Source organism: Bizionia argentinensis JUB59 (assembly GCF_000224335.1).
Classification (GTDB): domain Bacteria; phylum Bacteroidota; class Bacteroidia; order Flavobacteriales; family Flavobacteriaceae; genus Algorimicrobium; species Algorimicrobium argentinense.
Window position 1 is genome coordinate 18,810 of sequence record NZ_AFXZ01000002.1, and the last position, 12,727, is coordinate 31,536.

Here is a 12,727-nt window from a genome sequence, read left to right on the forward strand (position 1 = left end):
ATCATAAAAGTAAGTCGGGTTTTCGTATATTTTATGGTAACAAATAAAAAAGGAGCCCATGATATTGGACTCCTTTTTTATTATGTAAACTTAGTTATCGGTTAAAGAATATCAAGCGATACCATACATTCACGCATCGTTTTATGGGTGCGTTCAATATCGGCATCTAGTCCAATAGAAAAACGAATTAAACCATCACTCAAGCCCATTTCTTTTTGCTCATCTTCAGGGATTTCTGAAGAAGTTGAACTTCCTGGTGCCGAAAATAAGGTTTTATAAAAGCCTAAACTCACCGCTAAATATCCAAGGTTCTTTTCTTGCATTAATTCCATTAGCGCATTTGCTTTTTCTAAAGATCCTACGTCAACAGTTAACATACCACCAAAGCCATACTTTTCATTCATCATACTTTTAAATAAATCGTGTGATGCATGAGAAGTTAAACCTGGATACACTGTTTTTAAGCCATCAGCTTCAAATTTCTCTGCTAAATAAGCTGCGTTTAAACTGTGTTGCTGCATTCTTAAATGTAATGTGCGTAAGTTTTTTAATATGGAAGCTGCTCTTAAACTATCCATAGTAGATCCTAAAAGCATGCAAGCGCCGCTATTTACATTACGCAAATCGTCAATAAATTCTTGAGTTCCACAAATAACACCACCAACAGTATCACTAGATCCGTTAATGAATTTTGTTAAACTATGAATTACGATATCTGCGCCTAATTGAATTGGCGAAACTGATAATGGTGAAAATGTATTATCGACAATTAATTTTAAATTATGTTTTTTGGCCAATTTCGCTAATGCTGCAATATCTGCGACTTCTAATAGCGGATTACTTACCGATTCGCAATACAAAATTTTTGTGCTTGGTGTTATAGCTGCTTCAACAACATCTAATTTCGTGATATCTACAAAACTTGTTTTAATATTTAAACGCGGTGCAAAATTCTTTAAAAAAGCATACGTTCCCCCATAAATAGTCCGACTTGATACAACATGATCGCCAGCACCACAAAGTTGCATGATAACAGGTGTTATTGCGCCCATTCCAGATGCGGTTACAGTTGCTGTTTCCGTACCTTCCATAGCTGCTAAAGCTTCACCTAAATATAAATTCGAAGGCGTTGAGTGGCGCGAATATAAATAGCAACCATCTGCATTACCTTCAAAGGTGTCGAACATGGTTTTTGCCGATAAAAAGGTGTAAGTGGATGAATCTGAAATAGATGGGTTTACGCCTCCGAATTCTCCAAAATATTGCAAATCTTGTATATTATTTGCTGGTTTAAATGCCATAAAATTTTATCTTATAAGTTATTAATATTGTAAAAATCGGAAATAATAGACGATATATCAATAGATGTTCTGTTTTTTAGATTATAAAACTATATATAGTTTATTTTATAGTTTATATAACATCTGTTTTGGTTATTATTGTTGGTATAACGAAAATCTTTCAAGAATTATGAATTTTGATGTCACCGATTTAAAGCTTTTACAATTTTTACAAGAAGATGCCAAGCAGACGAATAAAGAATTATCCAATAAGTTAAATTTATCTGTTACAGCGGTTTATGAGCGTATTCGGAAGTTGGAACGCGAAGGTGTTATTGCGCAATATGTGGCTTTAGTAGATAAGAATAAAGTGGATCGCGGTTTTGTGGCTTTTTGTCATATAAAACTCGTGCAACATACGCAGGATAATATTGTTAAGTTTGAAAAGGAAGTGGCCAATTTAGAAGAAGTTTCCGAATGCTATCATATTAGTGGCGATTACGATTATTTATTAAAAGTAATCGTTCAAGATATGGAAGATTTCAGGGAGTTTATGGTAAGAAAACTCACCTCTATTAGTCATATAGGAAGCACGCATAGTATGTTTGTGATTAACGAAGTAAAACATACCACAGCGATTATGATTTAGTAAGAATTATCATATTTTTATGAGATTCTATTTTTATTATTTAGGAATAACAACGTATTTCGTAAACCCAACCTATATATTTATTTTATGAAATTACATTTTTTCTGGTTTTTAGTTTTAATAGTACTTTTTCAATCTTGTGGAAGTACAAAAAAGCATAACGAAATCGTTACCAGTTTGCATAGCGTAGATGCGCTTCGCGTAGATGTTGATGCTGTTTATAATCAATTCCAAAAGCATCATCCGCGCTTGTATCAATATATCTCTAAAGACGATTTAGATTTTAAATTTGATAGTTTAAAAAATAGCATCACCAAACCTTTAACCAGTCATGATTTCTATGAGAAATTAGCGCCAGTACTCGCTGAAATTCGCCAAGGACATATTTCATTGTCGCCACCTCAAATAGAATTCACCAAAAAAGAACGGAAGGTTTTACGAAAAGAGAAATTTGAGTTTTATGATTTAAATTTTAATTATTTCGATAATAAACTAAGGGTTTCGGAATCAAAATCTGACTCTTTGTTGGTGGGTAGCCAAGTAATCATGCTTAATGATGAGCCTGCAACGGATTTAATTCAAAAATATCAAACGCTTTATGCTTCTGATGGTTTTAATACCACTCTTCACGATCGGTATTTGAATCTTGGGTTTCAGAAATTATACGCTCGTGATAAAGGTTTTTTAGATAGTTTATCGGTGACCTTCAAACAGAAAGATTCACTTTACACAAAAATATTCAAACGTGTTCAAAAAGATTCTACAGCCAAGAAAGCAGACGCATTAAAACAAGAAAACGATTCTATTAAAGTTGTCAAACCCACTAAAGCTGAAAGATTAGCTAAAAGAGAGAAAGCGAAAGCGTTGCGTGCAAAAAATAAGATTTTCGGTTTTGAAGGTTCTAGCGGAAAATATACGCGGAATTTTAACTTTGTAGATATTGACTCTACTGTTGCTATCATGAAAATTCGTGGTTTTGGCAATGGGCAATTTAAAAAATTCTATAGACAAAGTTTCGAGCAATTAGATTCCTTAAAAACGCCTAATTTAATTATCGATTTACGCGATAATGGTGGTGGACGTTTAGATGAAATTTTCTATTTATATCGCTATTTGGCGCAAGAGGATTTTCAGTTTATAAATAGGAGTGAAGTTAATAGTCGCTTGCCGTTTATGGTGTTTGCTATGAGTAATGGAAATCCGTTAGGAATGAAAATTGTAGCGGCAATTTTATCCCCGTTTATTGTAACGCATAACTTGATAAAGACAAAAAAATTAAATGACAAATTTTATTATAAGTTTAGATATGCTAAAACGAAATCGCCTTTCGAAAATAATTTTAAAGGTAAATTATATGTGTTGATCAATGGTAATTCTTTTTCAGCATCCTCCATTTTATCTACTAATATTCAAGCCAATAATTTAGCCACTTTTGTAGGAGAAGAAACGGGCGGCGCTTATAATGGAACAGTTGCAGGGCTTTTTAGAAATTATAAACTTCCCAACAGCCGTGTTAGAGCCCGTATTGGTTTAATGCAAATTGATGCACCCCATAAAGTAGAACCTGATGGATTTGGCGTTAAGCCCGATATGCCAATTATACCCACTTGGGATGATGTTTTTAATGATCGCGATCCGGAGGTGGAATGGATTTTAGAAGATACTAAAAAATAAATTTGTTTTCTTTATCTGATTCAAGAGTAGTTAAATTGGTTTTTATTAAAGTAAATAGAGGAAAACAGACTTTTTTCTTTTAGAGCTAAACCCATTATGATATCATTTTTTTATTGCCCACACGTAAAACATTTGTATTTTTGTATGAATTAAAAATAAAGACATGAAACGCATGTCTAAAACATCTTTGTAACCTAAAGAAAACAAGTATATGAATTCATATGATGTAGCCATTATTGGCTCTGGACCTGGTGGATATGTAGCAGCTATTCGTTGCGCACAACTAGGATTGAAAACTGCACTAATAGAAAAATATTCAACACTAGGAGGAACTTGCTTAAACGTAGGTTGTATTCCAAGTAAAGCGCTTTTAGATTCGAGCCACCATTATGAAGATGCCGTTAAGCATTTTGAAGAGCACGGTATTGATATTCCAGGCGATATTAAAGTGAATTTAAAACAAATGATTGCACGTAAGCAATCGGTTGTCGATACTACAACAGGTGGGATTGACTTTTTAATGAAGAAGAATAAGATTGATGTTTATCAAGGTTTAGGAAGCTTTAAAGATGCGACACATATTTTAATTAAAGGCGAAGAAGAAACGGAAATAGAAGCAAAAAACACCATTATTGCTACCGGAAGTAAGCCTTCAAACTTACCGTTTATAACTATCGATAAAGAACGTATCATTACATCTACCGAAGCGTTAAAGCTTAAAGAAATTCCAAAGCATTTAATTGTTATTGGTGGTGGTGTTATTGGTTTAGAATTAGGCCAAGTTTACAAGCGTTTAGGCGCTGATGTTTCGGTTATTGAATATATGGATCGTATTATTCCAACAATGGATTCAGGACTTTCTAAAGAGTTGAATAAAGTATTGAAGAAACAGAAATTTAAAATCAATGCATCACATAAAGTGAAATCTGTAGAACGTGTAGGTGACGAAGTCATTGTAAAAGCAGATAATAAAAAAGGCGAAGAAGTAGAGTTTAAAGGTGATTACTGTTTAGTATCCGTTGGTCGTCGTCCATATACAGACGGTTTAAATGCCGAAGCAGCTGGCGTTACATTAAATGATCGTGGACAAATAGACGTAAACGAAAATTTACAAACATCTGCTAAAAACATTTACGCTATTGGCGATGTTATTAAAGGTGCTATGTTAGCGCATAAAGCGGAAGAAGAAGGGGTTTTTGTTGCCGAAACATTGGCAGGCCAAAAACCACATATCGATTATAACTTAATTCCTGGAGTTGTTTATACCTGGCCAGAAGTGGCTAGTGTAGGTAAAACGGAAGAGCAGTTAAAAGAAGCTGGTGTTGCATATAAAACAGGACAATTTCCAATGCGTGCATTAGGTCGTAGCCGTGCAAGTATGGATTTAGACGGTTTTGTTAAAGTATTAGCCGATAAAACAACGGATGAAGTTTTAGGTGTTCATATGGTAGGCGCTAGAGCGGCAGATTTAATTGCTGAAGCTGTAGTTGCTATGGAGTATAGAGCATCAGCAGAAGATATTTCTAGAATGTCTCACGCACATCCAACCTTTGCGGAAGCTATTAAGGAAGCGGCTTTAGCTGCAACTGGCGATCGTGCTTTGCATGTTTAACAAATTTCTGCCAATATAGGAGTATCAATAAAACAATAAAATTATCAAAACCACTTCTTAATCGAAGTGGTTTTTTTTGTTTGACAAAATTACGTGAAATTCCAAACTATAAAGTCAAATTATATTTTCTAGATTTGATGTATATATAATGCAGATATAAACACTATTGTTTATATTACTTTGTTCCCAGCAAGCACAAAAAAATGAAATATAATATTAGCCGTTTCCAGAGTTTGAAAGTGTTTTTAATGCGAATAACTCAAAAGAAAAATTTGATTTTTCTCCATTAGCTTCAATTGAGTTCGGCATTCCAGACAATGATATGCAGAACCACGGTACTATTTTTTAAGGTCTCGCTCCGATAATATTAAATACTTTTTTTTGAAGAATGAATGAAATTTAACTAAAACTATCGATATCCCGGTTATAATTGCCTAAAACAATTATATTAGTGCGCATATAACGAGTTGGCGGTAATTTAAAGAAACATCGAGAATTGAAGAAAATTGATTTACATATACATACTGTTCAATCTATTAGTGATAGATCTTTTACTTTCGAATTAGAGTCTTTGAAAGAGTATGTAGAAAAGCTTGAAATTGATTGTATTGCAATCACAAATCATAATTTGTTTGATAAAGACCAATTTGAAATTATTTGTGAAGAATTAGAAATCAAAGTATTTCCAGGGATAGAAATAGATTTGGAAGGCGGTCACTTACTATTAATTTCGGAAAATGAAAATATTGACGACTTTACAATAAAATGTAAAAAAGTTCAAGACTTAATCCTAACAAAGGATGATTCAATCGATTATGACCAATTAATCGAAATCTTTCCCGAATTAAATAATTACCTCTTAATTCCTCATTATGACAAAAAGCCTAATATTAAACAAGAAACTTTAACGAAATTAGGAGACAACGTCTTTGCTGGCGAAGTAACAAGTTTAAGAAAGTTCAAAGCTTGTGTAAAGGAAGTAGATAAACTCACACCTGTAATATTTAGCGATTGCAGGTTTGTAGAGAATATGACATCGTATCCAACGAAACAAACCTTCATCGAAGTTGAAGAGTGCACTCTAAATGCTATAAAAGGATGCTTATTTGACAAAACAAAAGTGTTCCTTTCAAAAAATGAAGGGAATGATTTTTTTCAAGCAACCGATGACGGAATTATGCTATCAACAGGATTGAACGTCATAGTTGGTGGACGTTCTTCTGGAAAGACATATACACTCGATAAAATTTGCGAGAATTTTGACAATGTTAAGTATATAAGACAATTTTCGTTACTACAAAATGACAAAGAGAATTTCAAAAAGTTAGTTACAACAAGACATAGCTTGATAACAGAAAACTACTTTAAGGAATTTAAAGATGTAGTTTTCGATGTGAATGAAATAGACTTAAAAGCTAACGAAACTTCAATTGAAAAGTACTTATCATCATTAAAAAAATATGCTTCTGAAAGTGATAATTTAGACTCTTTCTCAAAGTGTAAATTATACAATGAAACGAAGTTTACGGTTGATAATTTAGAAAACATTAAAAAATTAATTTCTGCCACAGAAACTTTAATTGAAACTAACGAATACAAATCAATTGTAAATAAACACATTACAGACGACAGTCTAAAAAGCTTAATAGTTGATTTGATCAAAAAACATAATGAGTTTCACGAAAAGAACCTTAAAAAAGAATGGACAAATAACCTTATTGACACAATTAAAGATAGTTTAAGATTTAGGTCTACTACAACTGCAATTGAAGATGTTGATTTTTCCAATATTCAGTTAGAAAAAATTAAAGTTCAAAAATTCACACAATTAGTAAAGAAAATTCAAACAGAAAAAATAATCGACAGTAAAGAAATTAGAGGGTTCAAAGTTTTAGCTAAAACAAAGAAATATACTGGTGCAGGTCAACTAAAAAGCAAAAGTAAAACCAAATTAGGATTTACTGAAGCTTATAACAACTACGAAAATCCTTATAAATTTTTAATGTCTTTACAAAACGTGGGTATTGAAGAAACAGAATTCTACAAGTATTTTGTTGACATAGATTATAGAACTCTAAATAAACACGGTTATGAAGTTTCAGGAGGCGAACGTTCAGAATTTAATTTGTTACACGAAATTAGTGATGCTTTAAAACACGATTTATTATTAATCGATGAACCCGAGTCTTCTTTTGATAATATTTTTCTAAAAAATGAAGTAAACGAACTAATCAAAGAAATTTCAAAAGAAATCCCTGTAATAGTTGTTACACATAATAGCACAATTGGAGCATCAATTAGCCCTAATCATTTAGTCTTTACACAAAAATTAGTTGATTCTGGTAATGTAAAATACCAAGTATATTTCGGACATCCAACGAGCAAAACATTGAAAAACGTTGATGGAGAAACAATAAAAAACTTGGATGTTCTATTAAATTGTCTTGAAGCGGGAGAAGAAGCATATAATCAAAGAAAAACAATGAATTATGAAATACTTAAAGATAAATGATAATAAAGCATTTTTCATAAAAGACAAAGCACAACCAGATAATTGGACTGAAATTGAAAAAATCGAGAAGGATGATTTAATGAAACTTTTGGATTTTGCGACAGAAGGCGATTTTGAAATGGACACATATGATGAAGCTACTTTAGGAAATAAAGCACATCAAATAATTTATAAAAGTATCTATGAAAAGCTGAATATATTTTTGACCAATAAAGATAGATTCAAAGACCAAACCGAAGATATATACAAAGACGAATTGGAAAAGTATGAATAAAAAACTACCGCCAACAATGTATATAAAAAATAGGCGAAATAGTAGTAAATTCAAGGCTTTGGGCTCGTATTAAACTTTGTGCTTAACTGAAAGTTGCGTGCTTCGAAATCGCCTACTTTTCATATACTAAACGTTAGCTTTAATAAAAAACGAAAATTGGAAGAAGAAAACAACAAATTAAAAGTAATCATCGAAAATGGTGCTGAAATCAGTGGAAATGTTTCTGGTGCTGTAATTGGATTGGCTATTGCAGGTCCTGTTGGAGCAATTGGAGGTGCAATTTTTGGACCTATTATTGGAAAAGTATTTAAAAAAATTGGAAATGAATTGTCTAAAAAAATATTAAGCCCTAGAGAAGAGATTAGAATTGGAGCAACTTATTCTCTAGCTCTTGATCAAATTCAAGATTCAATCAAAAAAGGAAAAACGTTAAGAAGTGATGACTTTTATGAGAATAAAAATGGAGATAGGTCAAAAGCCGAAACTTTATTAGATGGAACATTATTAAAAGCTCGTAATGAATATGAAGAAAAAAAGATAAAATATTACTCGAACTTTTTGGCAAACTTAAACTTTGATGAATCAATTAGCTTTGAGAAAGGTAACACCTTATTGAGAATAATGGAGCAATTGAGTTATAGACAAATAGTAATTTTAGGATACTTTAGTAATATTGAAAATATTGACACAAATCAATGGATGGTTTCTTTTGCACATAAACCCAAATTAGCACAATATCAAGATTTTTATTCTGAACTTATGGAACTATATAATCAACAATTACTGCAGCAAACTGGTACTGAAGGAATTTCAATGATGATTATTTCAATGAAATTGAGTCCATTAGGTAAAATGTTTTGTGATTTAATTAATGTAGCTGAAATTGATTTTGAAGAAACAAATAAAATTGAAAATACGATTATAGATATAAACAGAATAAAATAAAAATTACTAAAGCTAACACCGGTAACCGTTGCACAACGCCATAAAAACAAAATAAACGACCCCATTTAAGCCCTTTTTAGGGCTTTCTATTTTTTTGTGGGCGCTTATTTACATAAATGTTGGCTGTCTTAAATTGAAGATTATTACGTTTTGAAGTCCATTTATTTTAAAAAATATAAGACCAATTGCTTTTGCCTTGGTTTTTGCTAGTTTCTGTGTAAACTTCAAGTACTTTTTAAGATTGTACGCCATGGCTGCTAAATGCATGACCTTATTTGCCTGTTTTATTCCTATGGTATTTATTTTTCTTAAGCCCATGAACTGGGTGAGTGCACCAAAAACAGGCTTAACAGTACTATGCCATTTGCCCTTTATGTAGTTGCCTTGCGGACTATTTAGACGTTTTATATTACGTTCATACTCTGCTTTGTAATACGTTACAGAAAACTTTTTCTCTTTGGCAGTTTTGCCCAAACAGCGCAACTTTAATCGGCATTCCAGAAAATGATATGCAGAACCACGGTACTATTTTTTAAGGTTTCGCTCCGATAATATTAAATATTTTTTTTGAAGAATGTATGAAATTTAACTAAAACTAACGATATCCCAGTTGTAATTGCCTAAATTAATTATATTAGTGGGAGTATAACGAGTTGTGCTTCATACTGAAGAAAATTCCGTCTTCTAAAAAAAACAGAAAACTTAATTGAAATTGTAACTAATTCGTTACATTTGTAATATGAGAGAAATCGATATTACAGAAGAATGTCTTGAATTTATAGACAATCAAGACGAACGTGTTTCCTTGAAATTCTTCCAACTAATTGAGATTATCGGAGAAGTAAAGATTGTAAATACAAACTTCCTAAAAAAAACTAGCAATCAACGCAATTCTTTGAATTACGGATAAAAGCAGGAAATGAATATCGTATATTAATTTTTGCAATAGACCATCTCAATTTTGCAGAATGCACAAAAGCTGTCTGTCTTTATGGATTTCAGAAAAAGTCAACAAAAGATTACAAAAAAGCTATTAAACAAGCGGAGAAAATATTAGAGCAATACTTAAAAGAAAAATAATTATGGAAAAATCAATGAATGCAAAGGAACTGATTGCTGAACGATATGGAAAAGAAGGAACAGCAGAACGTGAGAAATTCCGAGAAGACGCCTTTTCATATTATTTTGGAGAAATCATTAAAAACCGTAGAAAGGAATTAAATATGAGCCAAGAAAATTTAGCAGACAAAGTTGGTAAAAAACGACCGTATATCTCACGAATTGAAAACGGAGAAGATATTCGATTATCCAATTTTGCGTTAATTGCAAATGCGCTCGGATTGTCAATTGAATTAAAAACAGAATAGAAGTACGAAAGCACAACACAGTATATAAGCTATGTCTGGGTCTGTCCTCACTTGGAAAATCCTGCGGATTTTCCAAAGCCAGTTTTTATTTGGAGAGGTTTGTTCTTTAATACGCCACAGCTCATATACATAAACGTTAGCGATAATAAAGATGACACGGATTAAATCAACATTTGAGCAATTAATTTTACGATTGGGTAATTCTAAAATTATCGCTTCCAAAAAATGGGAGATTATTTCTAATGCATACAATTCATCAAGTCGGTTCTATCATAATTTAAACCATCTCGAATCAATGTTGCTCGAGTTAGAAAAGGTTAAAAATGAAATTAAAGATTGGGATTTGATATTATTTAGTCTTTTCTATCATGATATTATCTATGATTCAACCACAACAGATAATGAAGAAAAAAGCGCTGAATTTGCTAAACATCAATTAGGGTATCTAAACATAAGTGTTGAACAAATTGAAAAAGTACAAAAGACAATTTTAGCTACTAAATCACATGTTTTCGATAATGACCAAGACATAAACTTTTTTTTAGATGCTGATATTTCAATATTAGGAGCAGATAAAGATTTCTATGAAATGTACTCACGAAATATCCGACTTGAATATTTAGAATATCCTAGCTTTATTTTTAATAAAGGAAGATCCAAAGTATTAGAACATTTCTTAAGTCAAACAAGCATTTATAAAACCTATTTTTTTAAAAACCAGTTCGAAACAAAGGCTATAGAGAATCTGAAAAATGAATTAAAGGAATTGAAGCGGAGGAATCAAGTTTTTAGCAGGACGAACACAAATGAATATGTCAAGTATTTAGAGTTTGACGGTGATTTATCAGAATTCTTCTATAACTCAGCAAAAATATTAGATCAAACAAAAAATATCGAAACAATCGATTATTATCCTGGTTGGTATGATTCAGGCTATTACAGGTTTATATTTAAAGGAACATCACTGCATTTGGAATATGATGGAATGCTTGGAACATTATTAAGAACAGAACCTGAACCATCTATAGAAGACAAATCAAATGCAGAAGAAGTCTTTGTGAAATTATTGGACGTTAGATTAACAAAAGAGGATTTAGAACGAGTAAGAAAGTTTAATACCTTTAACCAACATCACCAAATCGTTGATTTGGTTAATTGAATAAAATAAAAACAAACACAACGCTTTGGCTCCGTGGGTACTTAGAAGTTAATCTGTATCTTTCTGCCCTACTTGCCATATACAAATAATTTAACAAACATTAGATGAAGGTACTATTATACATATTATTTTTAATTATTTCTTTTGGTTCATATTCTCAAGAGTTTGAAAAAAATAAAATTTTCACATTTAGGTCTAGAGAAAATGGGAAGATAGGTTATGTGAATAAGAATAAAGAAATTGTTATTAAACCACAATATTCTACTGGTACCTACTTCGAAAATAATGAATATGCAACAGTTTCAATCAAAAACGGAAACACGGAAAAATTTGCTGTAATTGATTTAAAAGGGAATTATATTATACCGTTTGAAGAAGGATATGAATTGATTAGTTTAAATACCGAAATTGAGAACTGGATATTAGTTGTGAAAAATGGTAAATGGGGATATATTAATTATAAAAAAGAAATTTTAATACCTTTAGAATATGATAGTCTAGGTCATTTTTATGACAATTTAGCTTTTGCACAAAAAGACGGTAAATATGGTTTTATAGACTCTAATAATAAAACAATTATAGACTTTGAATTTGATTATACTATAAACTTTGGAAGCGTTCAGTCCGATGGATTAAGGTATGTTAAAGTAGAAAAAGAAAGTAAAATTGGTTACATAAATAATAAAGGAGAATTAGTTGTTCCATATTTATATGACTCTGCTAATCAATTTTTTCAAGGTGTGGCTGTAGTTAGAAAGGGTGAAAAGTATGGTTGCGTAAATACAAAAGGTGAGATTATAGTGCCGTTTGACTTTGAGTTTATTACTAATTATGAAAAATTGATAATAGCACGAAAAGAGTTTATGTCAAAAAATGAATACTATTACAACAGACAAGGAAAATTTATCAGTATTGAAACAAAGAAAGAAAAATAAACGTTTGCTAACTTAAGCCTTGTATAATTAATTTCCTGTTTGGCGACTATTTATGAATCCCGAAGCGTCGGGACTAGACGATTTTCTTGGTCTGTAATTATTTACTAAATTAGTTGCTTGAAACACGCAACAAACCATATACAACAACGTAAGACTGGCATATAACCTATTTTGGAACATTGGTATTCGGCAGGTATCTATAAAAATTTGGGAATAAGCGATTTTCAGCGATTGAAATTTAGTTATTAGACAGACTGCCGTTGCGGTGAATTAGAGTATAAATCACTTTAAATATTTCAACATATAGAACCTAGATAGAT

General features: G+C 31.5%; 12 protein-coding genes. 10 read left to right on the forward strand and 2 right to left on the reverse strand.

What is annotated here, in order from left to right:
* Positions 1–101: 101 nt before the first annotated feature.
* Complete coding sequence (locus tag BZARG_RS00205; protein ID WP_008634437.1) at positions 102–1,301, reverse strand: aminotransferase class I/II-fold pyridoxal phosphate-dependent enzyme; 1,200 nt, start codon at positions 1,299–1,301, stop codon at positions 102–104.
* 169 nt (positions 1,302–1,470) lie between these two features.
* On the opposite strand from BZARG_RS00205, the gene BZARG_RS00210 reads away from it, so the two are divergent.
* The 6 genes from BZARG_RS00210 (at position 1,471) to BZARG_RS00235 (ending at position 8,946) form a co-directional block, all read left to right on the forward strand.
* The gene (locus tag BZARG_RS00210; RefSeq protein ID WP_008634188.1) at positions 1,471–1,929 is read left to right on the forward strand and encodes an Lrp/AsnC family transcriptional regulator; all 459 of its coding nucleotides are present in this window, start codon (positions 1,471–1,473) and stop codon (positions 1,927–1,929) included.
* A gap of 87 nt (positions 1,930–2,016) precedes the next feature.
* A complete protein-coding gene (locus BZARG_RS00215; protein WP_008634670.1) occupies positions 2,017–3,603 on the forward strand; it encodes a S41 family peptidase in 1,587 nt (528 codons plus the stop codon).
* Positions 3,604–3,814: 211 nt separating this feature from the next.
* Complete coding sequence (gene lpdA, locus BZARG_RS00220) at positions 3,815–5,215, forward strand: dihydrolipoyl dehydrogenase (RefSeq protein ID WP_008634795.1); 1,401 nt, start codon at positions 3,815–3,817, stop codon at positions 5,213–5,215.
* A gap of 496 nt (positions 5,216–5,711) precedes the next feature.
* Positions 5,712–7,727 (forward strand): PHP domain-containing protein, encoded by a 2,016-nt coding sequence (locus BZARG_RS00225; RefSeq protein WP_008634594.1) that lies wholly within the window; start codon positions 5,712–5,714, stop codon positions 7,725–7,727.
* Positions 7,705–8,001 carry a hypothetical protein gene (locus tag BZARG_RS00230; protein WP_008634347.1) on the forward strand — a complete coding sequence of 99 codons (297 nt, stop codon included), beginning with the start codon at positions 7,705–7,707 and terminating at the stop codon, positions 7,999–8,001. Before BZARG_RS00225 ends, BZARG_RS00230 begins: the two co-directional genes overlap by 23 nt.
* Before the next feature lie 156 nt (positions 8,002–8,157).
* Complete coding sequence (locus BZARG_RS00235; RefSeq protein WP_008634351.1) at positions 8,158–8,946, forward strand: hypothetical protein; 789 nt, start codon at positions 8,158–8,160, stop codon at positions 8,944–8,946.
* Between the two features lie 108 nt (positions 8,947–9,054).
* On the opposite strand, the gene BZARG_RS15570 is transcribed toward BZARG_RS00235, so the two are convergent.
* Positions 9,055–9,447 carry a transposase gene (locus BZARG_RS15570; RefSeq protein ID WP_262483623.1) on the reverse strand — a complete coding sequence of 131 codons (393 nt, stop codon included), beginning with the start codon at positions 9,445–9,447 and terminating at the stop codon, positions 9,055–9,057.
* A gap of 444 nt (positions 9,448–9,891) precedes the next feature.
* On the opposite strand from BZARG_RS15570, the gene BZARG_RS15935 reads away from it, so the two are divergent.
* The 4 genes from BZARG_RS15935 to BZARG_RS00260 all read left to right on the forward strand — a co-directional run bounded on the left by BZARG_RS15935 (position 9,892) and on the right by BZARG_RS00260 (position 12,407).
* Complete coding sequence (locus tag BZARG_RS15935) at positions 9,892–10,026, forward strand: type II toxin-antitoxin system RelE/ParE family toxin (RefSeq protein WP_237702557.1); 135 nt, start codon at positions 9,892–9,894, stop codon at positions 10,024–10,026.
* Between the two features lie 2 nt (positions 10,027–10,028).
* A complete protein-coding gene (locus tag BZARG_RS00250; RefSeq protein ID WP_008634540.1) occupies positions 10,029–10,313 on the forward strand; it encodes a helix-turn-helix domain-containing protein in 285 nt (94 codons plus the stop codon).
* A gap of 151 nt (positions 10,314–10,464) precedes the next feature.
* The gene (locus BZARG_RS00255) at positions 10,465–11,472 is read left to right on the forward strand and encodes an HD domain-containing protein (protein ID WP_008634732.1); all 1,008 of its coding nucleotides are present in this window, start codon (positions 10,465–10,467) and stop codon (positions 11,470–11,472) included.
* 104 nt (positions 11,473–11,576) lie between these two features.
* On the forward strand, positions 11,577–12,407 hold the full coding sequence (locus BZARG_RS00260; protein WP_008634308.1) for a WG repeat-containing protein: 831 nt from the start codon (positions 11,577–11,579) through the stop codon (positions 12,405–12,407).
* Positions 12,408–12,727: the final 320 nt, after the last annotated feature.